Below are 17,277 nucleotides of genomic sequence, written 5' to 3' on the forward strand. Positions count from 1 at the left end.
ACAATTTATAGGTAGAGAGAGGCGAGGAGAACAAGGTGGTATTATTAAAAGGCTTTGAGATTGAGATGTACACTGGTACGCCTCAAGGTGAAATCGTCGGTCTCTCCGACAAAATTGTTGCGGCTTTGGATGGATTTATGCGCGAACCAGATAGCCGCAACGTTGAATACATAACCCAACCATCTCATAATTACGAAAATTTATTGTGTGCCTTGCTGCGTCCCAAGCGGGAGTTGCGAAACTACCTCAATCGTTTGGGCAATTACACCTTGATACCGGGAAGTACTTTATCTTTGGGTGGGAGCGATCGCTTTCTACGTTCCGATCCAGCAAATCCCTATCATGATTACATTGAGAACACCTACGGCACGAAAGTAGTCACCGCTAGCGTACACATAAATATAGGCATCAGCGACCCAGAAGTATTAATGCGGGCGTGTCGAGTCATCCGTATGGAAGCGCCCCTATTTCTCGCCCTCAGCGCCTCATCTCCCTTCTTGGATGGCAAAGCTACTGGCTATCACTCCACGCGTTGGGGCGTCTTCCCACAAACGCCTAGCCATGTCCCCTTATTTGCCAGCCACGCCGATCATATCCAGTGGGTGGAAGATCAACTCGTTGCCGGAACCATGCAGAATGTGCGGCATTTGTGGGCATCAGTGCGACCAAATGGCGATCGCCGTCCTTATGACTTAAATCGCCTAGAACTGCGAATTTGCGATTTAGTCACAGATCCTATTGCCTTACTAGCAATTACTGCCTTATTAGAAGCGCGTTTGTTGCAAATAATCGAAAATCCCAGCATCGATCCGTTAACCCAAAGTACTTTCTCTGCTGAAGAACTTGTGACTCTGACTGCTGACAACGAAGCTGCTGCTGCTGCTGGTAGTCTTGATGCTCAGTTAAGGCATTGGAAAGATGGCAGAAGCATTGTAGCAAGAGATTGGATTGCCGAAATTTACCAAGATGTTTGGGCGATCGCCAAGCAACAAGGTTTTAGCTGTTTCCTTTCCCCTTTGCACAAAATCCTCCGCGAAGGCAATGAAGCTCAACAGTGGTTGCAATTACACGCAGTCGGTTTTGACAGCCAATGCGTCATCACTCAGGCTATTATTGCCACCCAAGAGCGCGAAATTGAACTCGAAGACAAATTATGTTCGTCTCTGCTGGGTTAACTACAAAAGCCATTGGGGATTGGGCATTGAGAAAACACTTTGTTTATCCCCTTGTCCCCTCATCTCCCCACTCTCGTCTTCATACAAATGGTAGATTTTATTGCGGTCACTACCAGCCCTAAAATACATAAGTACTTACTTTTTCTACACAAAACTTAATATTTAGTGATTGTAGCCAAATATCCTCTCAGGCATTGCTCTGGGATGATTCGTACTTCGTTTAAAAAATCTAATCGGTAAAGGATGCTTGATGATTATTAACAAAACCTATGAATAGCCTCTATCTTTTGGTAGATTTAACATTGGCAATAAATTGTTTTATACAATACTTAAATTGTACGGATAATGCCTCAGGTAGTTTTAGTTAACCCGCAGATACCTCCTAATACAGGTAATATTGCCCGTACTTGTGCAGCTACGGGTACAGAGTTGCATTTGGTGGGCCCTTTGGGGTTTGAAATTAGCGATCGCTACCTCAAAAGAGCCGGCTTAGATTACTGGCCTTATGTAAAACTACACTATCACGAATCTCTCGAAGCCTTTAAGACCTTACATCAGGGGCGTGGCGGCAGATGGTTGGGTTATACGGTTGGTGGAAATTGTAATTATGTAAGCTTTCAGTTTCAACCTGATGATTGGCTACTGTTTGGTAGTGAAACCACGGGCTTACCACCAGCAATTCTGTCAGATTGCGATGCTACCCTCTATATTCCCATGAGCCAATCGGGGGTTCGCAGCTTGAATCTGTCAGTAAGTGTAGCAATTGGCTTATTTGAAACCCGTCGTCAGTTAGGCTATTTACAATAGTTGTTTACATTCCTACTTATAAGTGTATTTACTTATAACTTTTCTAGAAACCTATTAGACGATTTATTTCTGACTGCAAAAATTTTCTTGTAATAGCAAGAATATGTAAAACAATATACCAAAAGTTGGGTTTATTTGCAAAATGTAGTGGAAGATACTTACAAGTATAGTAAGGTTATTATAAGAAATTTGTATATGAAACTTGGGATATTGCCAAACTTGAATGATAGATTTTGATGAATTTAAAACATCCTAAACTAGGAACAAAACCGCTCAAATCCAGTCATGTCTTACATTTGAGCTATTTTGGCTCAACAAAGAACAGAAATCAGCCCAAAAGTAGCCGATAGTTAATACGGTTGTTTTTTAGGGAATAATCAACGTAAAGTCTCGTGTTGAGAAGACGGATGGGGTAGAAATATCTTGAAGATATCTACAGCAGGGGGCATAACTTTTCCAGAAGTCGCCGCGATTTAATCTCAGCTGCGACTTGGGCTTGGCAAATAGTTTGTCCAGTCCCCGCGATTGACGCAAGACAAGCGCGGATAATGGTAAAGAGTAAAATCAATCGTCCTAAGTGGTGTTAGGAGTGGTTCGGACAAGTAAAGACAGCAAAATTTAAGTTTTGCTAACAGATGTTATGAACTTGTCTAAATCAGAGAAGCAGGTTAATCTTGCGTAAGCATCTCTGGTGAATGTGATCTCGATCTATCGTTTGTTGCGATCTAAATCATTGACTAGTATCCAACTGAAAAATCGAGGTCAATTAAGCGCTAGTGATCGTAAGGAGGTCGTCTTTGAAACGAGCATTGAAAAAGAGAGTAAAAGCTGTGTTGAACAATACCCCCAGCAGCGATGATGCCCCGGTAGAACTGCTAAATGTGATGAATCCAAAAGTTAACAGCCGGGTGCGGACAAAAGCGGCAATGATTGGCTTGGCAATCTCTATGGGAGCAACCAGCCTTTTGGTGACTCGACAAAGCGATCAAGCCCAAGCAGCGGTGCCAGTAGGCAGCCAAAAGGCGACCTCAACAATTCCTGCTGTTCCGGACACCAAGGTGAAATTCGCCTCCACTAAGCTGGACTCCCAAGCAGTCTCATCAGTGAGCGTGCCGGAAAATCCTGTAATCGTGCAACCAACGGCAGTCTCACAAGTGCCTGGGCTTGAAGCTAAATGGCAAGTCGCGGCAAGCGGAATATCTTTGCAAGTTCCTGCATCAAACACGTTTTCTCAAACAAACGTAGGTTATAACAATTCCACTTACCTGAAGCCCAAAGTGGCACAGGGATTGAACAATACCTTAACCGAAACTAGTTTTCCAACAGTCAATAATCTGTCTGATTATAGTGTTGATAGTACAAAGGTATCACTAACTGCCCAGCCACAAACAGTGGCAACATCTGGCGCAGCCAACAGTGAAATAAATGCACAACTTAAGGCGCAACAAGAATTCGCACTAAATCGCTTACAAGAAAAGTCGAACCGTTTAAGAAACAGTCTGGCGCAGTTACAGTCTGGAGAGACCAAAAATTTATCACAAGCTGATATAGAATTGGCGCAGCCGACAACTGTGGTTGCGAAGACTGCATTAACAGCCCAATTAGACACTTCTAGCGATGCAAGCCAAGCGAGCCTGATATCGAGGTTAAAACAGAAGACACAGACAAGTGCATCTGTACCATCGGCGCCAATAGTGATTGCCTCCTCGACACATACAGCCTACGAAGTTAAGCCTGGAGATACACTAGCAGCGATCGCCAGCAGATACAATACTTCAGTATCAGAACTAGTTAAAGCAAATAACCTCAATAATCCCAATGAACTGCGAATTAGTCAAAAACTAGTTATTCCTGCTGTTCAAATTCCTGCTGTTCAAGTTGAAGCAACTGTAGCGAGTCAGCCCACTTTTGTAGAGTCTAGCAAAACTCCTCATGTTGCTACCTCCCCTTTAAATATTGGTAGTGCCAACTCATATCTACCTAGTTTCTCATCACCAACTATTGCCGACAAAAGTAGCGTTGCCGTGCCTACACCAGTGACTGTACAGATTCAGGCAAACAGTGCGACTGACTCAGAAACTGCCCCCCCTACAGCTAAGTCTTATGGCGTCGGTGGTGATATTCCAGCGCCACAAGCTTTTGCCGAAATGCAACAGCCTAATACACCAGCAAATAGGGTAGCAAGGGGAAACAATAGCAATAATGACCGTTTGCGGGGCTTACAAGCGGAAATCCAGAGGTTACAGCAGAAATATCGCGCTCAACAGTCTGGTAATTTAGTTGTGCCAGCAACAGCGATTGAAGCTAATAATGCTGCTATGCTCACTCCTATATCTACGCCCAATAATTTCAGTGTACCTAACCCTGCATCTAGACCAAATAGTGTAGCAATACCAATTCCAGTTCCGACACCGATTCGAGGTAACTATAGCGTTCAGCCAGTTAAGCCCCAATTCCAGACTACTGTACGTGCTACCGAAGCAGTAAACCCAGAGTTCTTGCCTAATCTAGGTTCTGCTAGTCAGTGGACTCCCTCTCGCACTCAATCTGCCACAAGGGTTGCAACGCCTTCTGGAAGAGTAAATGCCTCTGACTCTTTAGGAAAGATGCGAGGAACCACAGTTTCTCCACAGATAATGCCGCCTTTAGCAGCAGTGGATCAATATCTACCCAGACCCATTGACGAACTTACACCTCCTCCATCTACTTCAACCTTGGCTTATATCTGGCCGACGAAGGGTACTCTCACTTCTGGCTTTGGTATGCGCTGGGGAAGACCCCACAAGGGAATTGATATTGCTAACTCCACTGGCACGCCAGTTGTTGCCTCAGCTGACGGTACAATAGAGAAAGCTGGCTGGAACAATGGTGGCTACGGCAACCTCGTCGAAATCCATCATCCTGATGGCAGTAGTACTCGCTATGCTCATAACAGCAAGATTCTGGTGCAACCGGGTCAACAGGTACATCAAGGAGAAACAATTGCTTTAATGGGTACTACTGGTCACAGCACTGGCCCACACAGCCACTTTGAGATTCATCCATCAGGCAAGGGTGCTGTTAACCCAATAGCCTTTCTACCACAACGCCTGTAATTCTTAGTTGTCTTTAACTAAATCATTGCTTTGTTAGTTGAGGGAGTTTACCTCCCTCTTCAGCTTCCTACTACCTCAACAGGAATAGATAATTCTAACAAAATTGCAAAAGGGGCTAGTGTTGAGCAAATTTGCATGCTATATTAGCTAATGACTTGAATAAATCTGGCTCAGTAGCTCAGTTGGTTAGAGCACGGGACTCATAAGCCTGGGGTCGTTGGTTCAACTCCGACCTGAGCCATTTTAAAAGTAGAATAACATAAGGGTTTGAGCTTGTAGTTGTACATTCACAAATTAGGTGTCGCCATTGACACATTAATGTCGCTCTTTCACTAATTGATGTCGCAACTCATTCGAGATAACCGTTCACAAATTAATATCGCAAGATTAGAGACTAAGGGACTTGCAAAGAAATAAAATACCAGCCATTCGAGAAGATATGAAGTGCAAAACTGCCCGCGCTTGTACTAAATCTCTAGAATTGGAATCCCAGAGTTCATGTTCACCGACACTATCAAATCTACCTTTAGGGACTTCCAGAAAATAAACTATTCCACTAACAAGAATGATAATCATTTTAAAGGGGAGAATGAAGGGGCTGCCGACGGCAGCCCCTTCATTCCCCTTTTGTAGTAATTTGAATAATGATGCTTGTTTTTGAGTGTGGTAACTGGTGGCTATAGTATTAACTGATTCTCTCAAAAAGTTGTTAATTGGAACTGCATCTCAATTAAAAGGTGCAGCAAAGCGCAAATTTATGGCGCAGACAGTTCAGGGCTTAGGTTTAGGGGGGCAAAGGCTTGCACAATCAGAATTAGGATGGAATCGAGACACAATTCGCAAAGGAACAAGAGAATTAAAAAGCGGTATTACTTGTGTTGATAACATGAGTGGCAAAGGGCGTTATAAAGCAGAAGAACACCTGCCAAATCTTTTAGAAGATATAAAAAATTTAGTTGACTTCTATAGTCAAACCGATCCGAGTTTTAAAAGTCAAAGACTATATACTAGACTCAGTGCAGCCGAAGTCAGAAAGCAATTAATAGAAAAGTATGGTTACAGTGACGAAAAGTTACATACATCAGAAACAATTCGAGTCAAATTAAATAATTTAGGTTACAAGCTCAGAAGGGTAAAGAAAGTTCAACCTCAAAAAAAATCCCACAAACTGATGCAATCTTTGAGCAACTAGACATAGTAAACAAAGACGCTTCGGAAGATAAGAGTGTTTTACGTCTCAGCATGGACGGAAAAGCCCGCGTTAAGATTGGCTCATTTGATCGAGGGGGTAAAAGCAGGGATGGAGCGAAAGCTGATGACCATGATTATAATCCAAAAACAACTGTAACTCCTTATGGTATATTTCTTCCAGAGCTTGATGAGCTATTTTTGTACTTTACAGAATCAAAAGTTACCAGTGATTTTATTGTTGATGTTTTAGAAGATTTTTGGTATTGTGAAAAGTATCGTTTTTCGCACATTAAAACATTACTTCTCAATCAAGATAATGGGCCGCAGAATAGCTCCCGGCGTACCCAATTTATGAAACGTATAGTAGAGTTTGCTCACAAGTATCAACTAAATATACGTTTAGCTTACTACCCTCCATATCATAGTAAATATAATCCGATAGAAAGGACATGGGCAATACTAGAAAATGATAGGAATGGGAGCATTTTAAATGAAGTGGAGACGGCTTTAAAGTTTGCTAGTACTATGAAATGGAAAGGTTCTCATCCAGTAGTTAAGCTAGTACACGAAACTTATGAGAATGGGGTAAAGCTTACAAAAAAAGCGATGGCTTAAATTGAAAAACAGATTGAGCGGCTAACCGATTCTACTCCTGAAGTTTTCCCAAATTTAGGTAATTGGTTTATTGATATTTATTGTAGTAAAACAAAAGTTATTTGATTTTAATAACAGCATTTATTTAGCTACAAAAGATACTAATTTTTCACTGTTTAACTTCAAAGCAGACGACAAGTGTATAGATTCTTCATGCATAGATGAGGGGGAGAAAAGGGGTTGCCCTCGGCAACCCCTTTTCTCCCCCCTTAAAATGATTATCATTCTTGAGAAAACCTGTCTCTTGTTTTTCTTGGAATAATTTATTCTTTGGAAGTCCCTGATTCTTAGATTAAGGTAGTGGTAGTCGACGTGACAGAAAGCCCAATAGAGCGTCCCAAAAAAAAAACAAAAGCATTTCTACAGTGGAAAAAAGAAACGACATACATTGAAGTCACAGGTAGTGGTAAACCAAGAGACTGGTGAAATTGTATGTACGGCTCATGGTAAGGGTAAAGAGCATGATTTTATAATATTTAAAAACAGCAAAGTCCGATTGGAAGAAAATATTGAATGCTTGGGAGATAAAGGATATCAAGGTATTCACAAAATCCATTCCAATAGTCGAATACTAAAAAAGAAATCTCGCTGTGGTCAGTTGAGCTATGAAGATAAAAAAGTAATCAGGATTTAGCAATAGTCAGAGTGTTAGGCGAACATATAAATAGAAAACTCAAGGGGTTTAAAATTTTGTCAGATCGTTATAGAAATCGGAGAAAAAAATTTTATTTGAGATTTAATTTGATAGCGGGTCTGTACAATTATGAACTTCATCTAATTAAAGTTTAAGCTGCTTGAATGACTTTTGCAAAAGGTCTAGTAGACACCTGCCGCATCAACTGTCCAGTAGTAAGCAAATATTAACAAAAACCCCGTGTAGCGCTCTTTAATCACTTTCACCAGAGTAAAAACATATAATCCATGCTACGCAGTAGTTTCAGTCCAAATACATATTTCTGACCATAATGTTAAAAAATAAAGCTTCAAACCCAAGTGCTATATGAAGTTTAAATGTTGCCTGAGATTTTTATTTCCCCAGAGTGACAAAAGAACGGTAGCAAGGCTTTTGTGGGTTCAAGTTAGCGACATTAATTTGTGAATGTACATAACTTAATATAGTTGTCTTGACTTAACTTACATAAACTTGCATAATAATTAAGCTAACATAATTTATAGAACTAATTAGTAAGCTTAAAAAGCTTACCTACTAAGGGTTCTGGGGTTATAGCGCAGTTGGTAGCGCACCTCAATGGCATTGAGGGGGTCAGCGGTTCGAATCCGCTTAGCTCCATTATTAAAACCTACAACCTACTTACTCAAAACCTGTTATTTGTTGCGATAACAAGCAATAGTTGTCCAAAAAGGTCACTTTATGCTTGTTGTTCTCAAAGGACAATTAATGCTTGTCAATTGTCGCACAACGGAGAGGAAGAGGAAGGCAAGGAAAAGCATAGAAGAAATAATTGCTCGACGGCTCGAAGCAAATTTAAGTTAGCATTTGCCTAATTGGCATTGTATCTCTTGCAATGCTGTACGGGCTTCTCTGTATCTTAAGTATCCTGGTGGCATACTTCTGTGTTCTGAAACGCAGGCTTCAGACGGATATGCTCCCTGATTGTGTAAACTTAGGGCAATTCGTCGAACTTCATCGCAAGACTGCTGTACATTTCTCAGAAGAATCGCCTTTCTATCCTTGAGGTCTTTGGCAGAGATGGCATGACATAAATTTGAAAAATGCCTAAAAATAGTTCTTCTGTCGCATTCCATTTATGGGAGACTGGTTCGCGAACCAGTCTCCCCTTTCCACATCCCCTAAAAAGTCAGGTGTACCCGCCCGCGCGTTCCCATAAGCGTCCTGCGCGAGCTTCTTCAGTTTCTGGTGGCGCGGCGCGCGTAACTGAACACCACCTCATGCCCCGCACGGGCGAAGAGCGTTCCGAGTTTGCCACGCATCAATCCCGAACCTAGAATGCCAACTCGCATACTGCTCTCCCTTGTCTATCGCTGCCAGCTATCTGCCTTGTACGTGTTGCCTTGCTTAGTACAGCATTTCATTAATTCGTAGCGATATTAAATTTGGTAATACCCTGCAATGCCAATGCATCGACTGACAATGCCAACGCATCGGCTGACAATGCCAACGCATCGACTGACAATGCCAATGCGTCCCCTTGCATTAAAGAACGCTACGATTTTACGCAAAGCTGTACTTAGTGAGCTACGGAATGCAACCAGAGAACACATTTTTTGCCACTCAACGACCGGTCATTTGCTCCAGCTTTTCGGGGTACCGAGCTCCTTGCACCACGATCTTAGAGGCCGCATCATTGATGTCACGTAAATCGTCGGGCGTGAGTTCGACTGAGACTGCCCCGATATTTTCGTCCAAGCGATGCAGCTTCGTGGTGCCTGGGATTGGAACAATCCACGGCTTCTGGGCAAGCAGCCAGGCGATCGCAATCTGAGCAGGTGTCGCCTGCTTCTGTTCTGCGATGCTGCCGAGCAGATTAATCAGGGACTGATTCGCCTTCAGAGCCTCCGGCGTGAAGCGAGGCAGGGTGCTGCGGAAGTCGGAGCTGTCGAAGGTCGCGTTTTCGTCAATCTTGCCAGTGAGAAAGCCCTTGCCCAGCGGGCTGTACGGAACAAAGCCGATTCCGAGTTCCTCAAGGGTCGGTATCACTTCCTTCTCAGGAGTCCTCGTCCATAGCGAGTATTCGCTCTGAAGAGCAGTGACCGGCTGAACCGCGTGCGCGCGACGGATCGTTTGCACTCCTGCTTCAGAGAGTCCAAAGTGCTTAACCTTACCTGACTGAATCAGTTCCTTCACTGCTCCTGCCACGTCTTCGATCGGTACATTCGGGTCAACCCGGTGCTGATAGAGCAAGTCGATTGTCTCGACCTTGAGTCGCTTGAGCGAGCCTTCCACGGCCTGCTTGATGCGCTCCGGCCGACTATCCAATCCTGGCGCACCCTTCATCCCACGGGGATCGGAATTAGGACTCAGGTCGAATCCGAATTTGGTGGCGATCGCCACTTGCCCGCGGAAGGGAGCGAGGGCTTCGCCCACAAGCTCTTCGTTGGTGAACGGGCCGTAGACCTCGGCGGTGTCAAAGAATGTAACGCCGCGTTCGACGGCGGCCCTGAGAAGAGCGGTCATTTCCTGCGTGTCTTTGGGTGGGCCATAAGAAAAGCTCATTCCCATACAGCCAAGCCCGATCGCCGAGACTTCTAAGTTGCTTTTTCCAAGTTTACGTTTTTGCATGATACTTATCCTTTATTGGTTTCAAATCGGCTCAGTCATGGATCTTTATGGTGCCCAACGCTTTTACGATGGCGGGATCACGATGGTCAAAGAAGGCGCTTTGCTTGCTATCCAACATCGCAACTGCATCCATGTCGTTGGCGCTTAGCTCGAAGTCGAAAACGTTGAAGTTTTCGGACATACGTTCTTTGCGAACCGACTTGGGAATCGCCACCACATCGCGTTGCGTCAGCCAGCGCAGGATGACCTGAGCCACGCTTTTGCCGTATTTTCCGGCGATGGACAGCAAAACGTCGTTGTGGAAGATGTTGTTTTTGCCTTGTTCTGTCGCGGTTAACCGTGTTTGGCTGACACGCGAAGGCGGCTGGATTGGCTTACCAGATTCTGTTCCAGATGACTTAGCAGAGTAGCCTTGGAACGTTCAGTTCTTTGAAGGCGCCTCTACACCCGAGAAGACCAGCACTGCGTCTGGGAGGCGCGCCCCACGGATCTGGATCGCCGAAACAGACCGATTCAGTTCGGCAAGTTCGGCAGGTGTGAATCGAACGGCAGCCGCGCCGATGTTCTCGATCATATGCGGCATCTGTGTCGTGCCGGGGATGGGCACGATCCACGGCTTCTGCGCCATCAGCCATGCCAGCGAGATTTGGGCGGGAGTGGCTTGTTTTCGCACGGCCCAGCTTTTCACCAAGTCAACGAGCGTCAGGTTGTGGGGCAGATTCTCTGGCGAGAACCGGGATTCAATGCCGCGAATGTCACCGTCAGCGAACCGCGTATTTGCGTCAATGGCGCCGGTCAGAAAACCCACGCCAAGCGGACTCCACGGGACGAAGCCGATGCCGAGTTCCTGGCAGAGCGGGATGACTACATCTTCCGGCCCACGCCACAGCAACGAGTACTCGTTCTGAACGGCGCTAACGGGCAGCACGGCATGAGCGCGGCGCAATGTGTTCGGCCCCATCTCGGATAGGCCCCAGTGCAAAACCTTGCCTTGCGCCATCAGATCCTTGACCGCGCCGGCGACATCTTCGATTGGCACCTGGGGGTCGACTCGGTGCTGGTAGAGGAGATCGATGCGGTCGGTGCGAAGGCGCTTGAGCATCCCCTCGACGGCCAATTTGATATGGTCGGGGCGGCTGTTGAGTCCCGGACGGCGCTCGCCCGTTTCGAGATCGATGTTCCAGCCGAACTTGGATGCGATCGCAACCTTGTCTCGGAACGGCGCTACACCTTCACCGAGTATCCGTTCCACCTCATGAGGACCGTAAGCCTCCGCGGCGTCGTAAAAGGTGATGCCACGATCAAAGGCTGTCCGAATGATGTTGAACATCTCGGATCGGGTGGGGATCGTCTGTTGATAGGTGCGGCTCATGTTTTGAACGCCGAGTCCGAGGGTCGAGACTTCCAAAGAGCCGAGTCTGCGTCGCGCCATTTGCTGTGACTCATTGGCGTTTTGTCCTGTGGCGCCCTGCGCCCCGGTAGCTTGTCCGGCTTGCTGGGCCTGCGCGGTCGTGGCCCCGCGAGCCAGCACCGACGCTGCGGCCAGTCCCAGTCCCGCGCCGAGCAACTGGCGACGATTTGGCATAGGAGGGCCGTCTTCTCTCCTGTTTCGTGTTTTGTTCATGTCAGTGACACCTTCTTTGGGCTGTAGCGCCCCAGTTATCTGGAATAAAATCGTTTTGCGTGTAGCCCTTTGTTGTCTTCAGGGGCTTAGGTGTTGCGTTTGGCAGTTCCTAACATTCTCACCATGTCGGGGTCGCGATGGTCGAAGAAGCTGCTCTTGTTCGTGTCCAGCGAGATAATCGCATTCATATCTTCGGGACTTAGCTCAAAATCGAAAATGTTGAAGTTCTCAACCATCCTTTCCGTCCGAACGGATTTCGGAATCGCCACCACTCCTCTTTGTGTCAGCCAGCGCAGAATCACCTGAGCAATGGTTTTCTGGTATTTCCCGGCGATCGAAAGTAGTAGTTCATTGCTGAAAATGTTGTTCTTACCTTCAGCAAACGGTCCCCAGGATTCAATCTGAACCTTGTTTTCCTGTAAAAATTTTTGGGTTTCAATTTGCTGGTGGAAGGGATGGGTCTCGATTTGATTTACCGCCGGAACCACTTCGTTATGAATGATAAGGTCTATGAGCCGATCGGGATAGAAGTTGCTGACACCGATGGCTTTGGTGCGACCCTCTCGATACAACTCTTGCATTGCCCGCCACGCACCGTAAACGTCGCCGTAAGGCTGGTGGATCAGATACAAGTCTAGGTAATCCAATCTCAGCTTGTCCAATGATCGTTGGAAAGCCTTCTTGGTGCTTTCGTAATCGGCATCCTGAATCCAGAGCTTAGTGGTGATGAAAATCTCGTCTCGCGCCACGCCGCTCTTTTGGATGGCTTTGCCGACGGCTTCTTCGTTGCCGTAAGAAGCTGCCGTGTCAATCAGACGGTAGCCAACTTTAATCGCGTCCGAGACGCTTCTTTCGCACTCTTCCAGATCAGTCATTTGGAAGACACCGAATCCCAAAATGGGCATTTCCAACCCGTTGTTCAAGACAACCTTCTGCATAATTTCTCCTTTTACCTACTTAGTACTGAGTGGTGAGTGCTGAGTAAATTAAGAAGTACTCAGTACTTTTGCACTTGGGTTTTTGCCCCGCCCGATGTTAAGCGGAATCTTTTCTTTTCAGGAGGAGGTTGATACCCCACCCGCAAGTGGCGTGGTCTTTTTACCCAACACGGGCTAAACGCCCCGCTACCGCTAACAGCACTTTTTACTCAGCACTCTTCATCGCAGCTTGACCCGATATCGGCGAGAATGGCAGCCGTAGCTCAGTTCTGTACAGCTAAGGTCAAGAACCGAAACTTCCAGATGGCTGTTGCCAAGTTTACGCTTTTGCATTGTTACCCCTTCGAGGTTTTACCTCGGTTATTCAGATTTAAGGGATGCCATATCAATACAAAAGCGGTACTTCACATCGGACTTGAGCAGTCGCTCGTAGGCTTCGTTGACCTTCTGGATGGGGATGACTTCGACATCTGCGGTGATGTTATGCTCGCCGCAAAAGTCAAGCATTTCCTGGGTTTCGGCGATGCCACCGATGTTTGAGCCGGAGAGACTGCGGCGGCCCATGATCAGGCTAAATGCCGAGACATCCAGGGGTTTTGCGGGTGCGCCAACAAGGGTAATGTTGCCGTCGCGGGTGAGCAGGTTAAGATAGGCGTTGATGTCGTGATCGGCGGAAATGGTGTCGAGGATGAAGTCGAAGCTGCCTGTGTGCTTCTGCATCTCGTCGGCGTTGCGGGAGACGACCACTTCATCGGCACCAAGGCGGAGCGCGTCTTCCTTTTTGTTGGGCGAGGTGGTGAAGACGACGACGTGGGCACCGAACGCACGGGCGAACTTCACGCCCATGTGGCCCAGTCCACCAAGACCGACCACACCAACTTTCTTGCCCTTGGTGACACCCCAGTGGCGCAAGGGGGAGTAGGTTGTAATCCCGGCGCAGAGGAGTGGCGCGACTCCAGGGAGATCGAGGTTGGAGGGAACGCGCAAAACGAAGCGTTCATCGACGACGACGCTATCGGAGTAGCCACCATAAGTAACACCTCCAAGGTGCTTGTCTGGGGAGCCGAAAGTGAGGATCTGGTTCGGGCAGAAATTCTCAAGCCCAGCTTTGCAGTTCGGGCAGGTACCATCTGAATCGACCAGGCAACCGACCGCGGCGAGATCGCCGGGCTTGTACTTGGTAACTGCCGAGCCGACCTTGGTGACGCGGCCGACAATCTCATGACCGGGGACAATCGGGTAGACTGTGGACATGATGCTGCTCCACTCGTTACGCACCGAATGGAGGTCGGAGTGGCAGATGCCGCAGAAGAGGATTTCGATCTGCACGTCGTGTTCGGTTGGATCGCGACGCTCGATCTTGGTGGAGGACAGGGGTGATGTTGCACTGGTTGCGGAATAAGCTTTTGTGTTGTACATAAATTGATGCTCCTATTTGTCTACTTTTGGCGTCTGGTATTGTTCGTCGCTGACCTTTTCCAGCCAGTCCACGGGCTTGCCGTCGAGCCATTCCTGAATGGCGATGTGCGTCATGGACGTGGTTGCTGTAGCACCGTGCCAATGCTTCTCACCCGGCGAGATCCAGATCGCGTCTCCCGGTCGAATTTCCTCGATCGAGCCGTCCCAGCGTTGTACGAGGCCACAGCCAGCCGTCACGATTAAGGTTTGTCCCAACGCGTGAGTGTGCCATGCTGTCCGAGCACCAGGCTCAAATGTGACACTGGCTCCAGACGTGCGTGCTGGATCGTGTGCCTCGAACAGGGGGTCAACGCGGACAGTGCCGGTAAAATACTCAGCCTGCCCTTTGGCGGAAGGCTGTGAGCCACTTCTTTTAATGTCCATTTTCTTAATTCCTTCACTTGATGCCATTTCGATGGCTAGTAGGCAAGTCTCTTGCCCAATCAAAACTGAGTTTTCTCTTAAATAAAAATCTAGAATGCTTACAAGAAGCCAAAATCATTTTTCGCTGCTTTAGCTTCATTCTAAGAATCCTGAAGAATAAGGAATATAACGATCGTCTAAGATCGTTGTACAATCCTGCAAATTTAGAAATGAACGCTGCCAAAACGAGTGAAAAGTCCGATATCGATTTAATGAATGACCCGCAGGCAAAGCGCGAGGCAGACAGAGCGCAAGCCAACAGAGACGAACTGACTGAGCGGATTGCACAGGCGATTCGTCAGGATGGGACGATTGAGCCGCACAGAGGATTGCACTTCAACCGCTCCTCCTCGCCTTCGGAACCCTGTCATAGTGTCTCTATCCCTGCCTTTTGTGCGATCGCTCAGGGCAGTAAAGAAGTTCTTCTGGGTAGCGATCGCTATCAGTACGACCCGATGCATTATCTGCTTGCTACGGTTGAACTGCCGATTGTCAGCCAAATTCTGGAAGCGTCCAAGGCGCAACCGTACTTTAGCGTTCGCCTCGATCTTGACCCCACCCTCGTTGGTTCAGTGATGGTCGAGGCAGGGTATCCCTCATCGCGTAGCCGTGCTGATGTGAAAGCGATTGACGTAAGTCCGTTGAATGCAAATCTGTTGGACGCTGTGGTGCGGCTCGTCAGGCTTCTAGATTCCCCTGCTGAAGCTCATGTTCTCGCACCACTGATTAAGCGGGAAATCATTTACCGACTCCTGATGGGAGAGCAAGGTAATCGGCTCCGTCATATTGCAGTTCTGGGTGGCTATACCTACCATATCGCCAGAGCCGTCGCGCGACTTCGTAAAGACTTTAACGAGCCGATCAAGATTGAAAGCATCGCACGAGAGATGGGAATGAGTGTTTCGGGTTTTCACCATCACTTCAAGTCTGTCACTGCAATGAGTCCCTTGCAGTTCCAGAAGCAACTGCGGCTCCAGGAGGCTCGCCGTCTGATGCTGGGGGAAAGCCTTGACGCTAGCAGTGCTGCCTACCGAGTGGGGTACGACGATGCCTCGCACTTCAACCGGGAGTACAAGCGGCTCTTTGGTGCACCACCGATGCGCGATGTAGAACGGCTGCGAGAAGCTGCTAGGGAGACTGCTAGTTCAATATGATCTCCTCAAGATGCTCTAATCTTGCCAGAAATCGCTAAAACATTGTGGAGACCGCTCTGTGTAGCCGCACCGTATGCTGAATGTTTTTGTGTCCTAGATAGTGCTGAATAGATTGTGTATCGTGCCCATTACAGCTTCACTAACGGCAAAGTTATGGTTCTACTCACAGATTTCGGTACGGTGATAATTTGTTTAAATTTAGGTTAATAAAAAGTTATTTATCCTTAACCACTGTTTTATAATGCCCCTTAACTACAGTATCCAGATCGCTTTACCGCAGATTTAAGGGAAAAATTTGATGAACCAGGGGCAACGTACTTTTAAATCAAGGAGATATTTGACTGAATTAGTTCAGACTTATATTGTTAAAGCTTTACATATTACAAGACAGTGGCGCGTACAACTAATACGAAATTGGTTGTACAAATATTCTTTATTGGGTGTTGCGTCTCTATTCGTAGTCGGAGTTAGCTTGAGTGTAATAATGGCTGCCTGCTCTCCACGTGGTATCAATAATAGTGGTAATACTAGTGCAGTTTCCCAGAATGATGTAACACTAACCTTTGTTTCTTACTCAGTTACTAGTGCCGCATACCAGCAGATCATTCCTAAATTTATTGAACAGTGGAAGAAAGAACATAACCAAAACGTCACTTTCAATCAAAGCTATGATGGGTCGGGTTCCCAAACTCTTGCTGTGATTGACGGTAAAGAAGCTGATGTGGTACACCTGTCACTTGCCCTTGATATTAATAAACTTGTTCAGACAGGTTTTATTCAACCGGGGTGGCAAAAAGAAGCGCCTAATGATGCAATTGTTACCAAATCTCTAGACGCGTAGGCGTAGCCCGCCGCAGGCATCGCTATTCGTGAAGGTAATCCCAAAAATATCAAAACTTGGGCAGATTTGGCACGAGATGGCGTAAATGTGGTTACACCTGATCCTAGAACATCTGGCGGTGCTCGCTGGAATTTTCTTAGTCTCTGGGGTTCTGTAACAGAAACTGGCAAAAATGAAAATCAAGCAATAGACTTTACCTCCAAAGTCTATAACAATGCACCTTTGTTACCTAAAACGGCTCGAAATGCCACTGAACTATTCTTCAACGATAATCAAGGTGATGTTCTGCTAAACTACGAAAACGAGATGATTTTGCTAGCAAAAAATGGTAAAAAAATCTCATATATTGTGCCTGATATTAATATCTCCATCGACAATCCTGTTGCTGTTGTAGACAAAAATGTTGATAAACATGGTACTCGTGCGATTGCCGAAGCATTTATCAAATTTCTTTACACCGCAGAGTCGCAAAGAGAATTTACCAAATTAGGATTTCGTCCTGTTGACCTGACTGTTACAAAAGAAACGGAAGGCAAATTTCCTAAAATTAAAACGATCTTCAAAGCTCAAGATTTAGGAGGATGGGACGAAATTCAGAAAAAATTCTTTGATGAAGGTGCAATCTTTGACAAAATTCGAGCGAAAAAGTCTTAGA

Annotated in this window: 11 protein-coding genes, 2 tRNA genes and 4 pseudogenes; 10 read left to right on the forward strand and 7 right to left on the reverse strand. The window is 46.4% G+C overall.

Going from position 1 to position 17,277, the window contains the following annotated elements; genetic code table 11:
• The first annotated feature begins 35 nt into the window (after positions 1-35).
• From gshA to NLP_RS23755, 8 genes and pseudogenes are all read left to right on the forward strand, one after another.
• Positions 36-1,175: a glutamate--cysteine ligase gene (gshA, locus tag NLP_RS23720; RefSeq protein WP_104908474.1), complete on the forward strand. Its 1,140-nt coding sequence runs from the start codon at positions 36-38 to the stop codon at positions 1,173-1,175.
• A gap of 345 nt (positions 1,176-1,520) precedes the next feature.
• Positions 1,521-1,982 (forward strand): tRNA (cytidine(34)-2'-O)-methyltransferase, encoded by a 462-nt coding sequence (locus NLP_RS23725; protein WP_104908475.1) that lies wholly within the window; start codon positions 1,521-1,523, stop codon positions 1,980-1,982.
• Positions 1,983-2,779: 797 nt separating this feature from the next.
• Entirely contained in the window at positions 2,780-5,077 is a 2,298-nt protein-coding gene (locus NLP_RS23730) for a peptidoglycan DD-metalloendopeptidase family protein (protein WP_104908476.1), read from the forward strand.
• A 167-nt stretch (positions 5,078-5,244) separates the two neighbouring features.
• Positions 5,245-5,318 (forward strand) — tRNA-Met (locus tag NLP_RS23735).
• Between the two features lie 645 nt (positions 5,319-5,963).
• Positions 5,964-6,883: pseudogene (locus NLP_RS23745) on the forward strand (ISAzo13 family transposase).
• Between the two features lie 339 nt (positions 6,884-7,222).
• Positions 7,223-7,556, forward strand: a pseudogene (locus NLP_RS23750) (transposase family protein); the annotation flags it as partial.
• 14 nt (positions 7,557-7,570) lie between these two features.
• Positions 7,571-7,711, forward strand: a pseudogene (locus NLP_RS36215) (IS5/IS1182 family transposase); the annotation flags it as partial.
• A 429-nt stretch (positions 7,712-8,140) separates the two neighbouring features.
• Positions 8,141-8,213: transfer RNA gene (locus NLP_RS23755), tRNA-Ala, on the forward strand.
• 763 nt (positions 8,214-8,976) lie between these two features.
• Here the strand turns inward: NLP_RS23755 and NLP_RS35640 are convergent.
• The 7 genes from NLP_RS35640 to NLP_RS23785 form a co-directional block, all read right to left on the reverse strand.
• On the reverse strand, positions 8,977-9,099 hold the full coding sequence (locus NLP_RS35640) for a hypothetical protein (protein ID WP_267894888.1): 123 nt from the start codon (positions 9,097-9,099) through the stop codon (positions 8,977-8,979).
• Positions 9,100-9,176: 77 nt separating this feature from the next.
• Positions 9,177-10,184, reverse strand: coding sequence for an aldo/keto reductase (locus tag NLP_RS23760; RefSeq protein ID WP_104908479.1), 1,008 nt, complete (start codon positions 10,182-10,184; stop codon positions 9,177-9,179).
• 31 nt (positions 10,185-10,215) lie between these two features.
• Positions 10,216-10,554 (reverse strand): aldo/keto reductase, encoded by a 339-nt coding sequence (locus NLP_RS23765; RefSeq protein ID WP_104908480.1) that lies wholly within the window; start codon positions 10,552-10,554, stop codon positions 10,216-10,218.
• A gap of 51 nt (positions 10,555-10,605) precedes the next feature.
• Positions 10,606-11,769, reverse strand: coding sequence for an aldo/keto reductase (locus NLP_RS23770; protein ID WP_104908481.1), 1,164 nt, complete (start codon positions 11,767-11,769; stop codon positions 10,606-10,608).
• 125 nt (positions 11,770-11,894) lie between these two features.
• Entirely contained in the window at positions 11,895-12,746 is an 852-nt protein-coding gene (locus NLP_RS23775) for an aldo/keto reductase (RefSeq protein WP_104908482.1), read from the reverse strand.
• 360 nt (positions 12,747-13,106) lie between these two features.
• Positions 13,107-14,165 (reverse strand): NAD(P)-dependent alcohol dehydrogenase, encoded by a 1,059-nt coding sequence (locus NLP_RS23780; protein WP_104908483.1) that lies wholly within the window; start codon positions 14,163-14,165, stop codon positions 13,107-13,109.
• Between the two features lie 12 nt (positions 14,166-14,177).
• The gene (locus NLP_RS23785; protein ID WP_234017043.1) at positions 14,178-14,615 is read right to left on the reverse strand and encodes a (R)-mandelonitrile lyase; all 438 of its coding nucleotides are present in this window, start codon (positions 14,613-14,615) and stop codon (positions 14,178-14,180) included.
• A gap of 182 nt (positions 14,616-14,797) precedes the next feature.
• Between NLP_RS23785 and NLP_RS23790 the strand changes: the two genes are divergently transcribed.
• Both NLP_RS23790 and NLP_RS23800 read left to right on the forward strand, forming a co-directional pair.
• On the forward strand, positions 14,798-15,781 hold the full coding sequence (locus NLP_RS23790) for an AraC family transcriptional regulator (protein ID WP_104908484.1): 984 nt from the start codon (positions 14,798-14,800) through the stop codon (positions 15,779-15,781).
• A gap of 484 nt (positions 15,782-16,265) precedes the next feature.
• Positions 16,266-17,276 (forward strand): annotated as a pseudogene (locus tag NLP_RS23800) (sulfate ABC transporter substrate-binding protein).
• The last annotated feature ends 1 nt before the right edge of the window (position 17,277 follow it).

The sequence above is a fragment of the Nostoc sp. 'Lobaria pulmonaria (5183) cyanobiont' genome (assembly GCF_002949795.1).
Lineage (GTDB): Bacteria > Cyanobacteriota > Cyanobacteriia > Cyanobacteriales > Nostocaceae > Nostoc.

Excerpts from the sequence above, each read along its gene's own strand:
- NLP_RS23725 (WP_104908475.1), top strand. The coding sequence starts at position 1,521 with ATGCCTCAGGTAGTTTTAGTTAACCCGCAGATACCTCCTAATACAGGT.
- NLP_RS35640 (WP_267894888.1), bottom strand. The coding sequence starts at position 9,099 with ATGCAAGGGGACGCATTGGCATTGTCAGTCGATGCGTTGGCATTGTCA.
- NLP_RS23760 (WP_104908479.1), bottom strand. The coding sequence starts at position 10,184 with ATGCAAAAACGTAAACTTGGAAAAAGCAACTTAGAAGTCTCGGCGATC.
- NLP_RS23770 (WP_104908481.1), bottom strand. The coding sequence starts at position 11,769 with ATGCCAAATCGTCGCCAGTTGCTCGGCGCGGGACTGGGACTGGCCGCA.
- NLP_RS23775 (WP_104908482.1), bottom strand. The coding sequence starts at position 12,746 with ATGCAGAAGGTTGTCTTGAACAACGGGTTGGAAATGCCCATTTTGGGA.
- NLP_RS23780 (WP_104908483.1), bottom strand. The coding sequence starts at position 14,165 with ATGTACAACACAAAAGCTTATTCCGCAACCAGTGCAACATCACCCCTG.
- NLP_RS23785 (WP_234017043.1), bottom strand. The coding sequence starts at position 14,615 with ATGGCATCAAGTGAAGGAATTAAGAAAATGGACATTAAAAGAAGTGGC.
- NLP_RS23790 (WP_104908484.1), top strand. The coding sequence starts at position 14,798 with ATGAACGCTGCCAAAACGAGTGAAAAGTCCGATATCGATTTAATGAAT.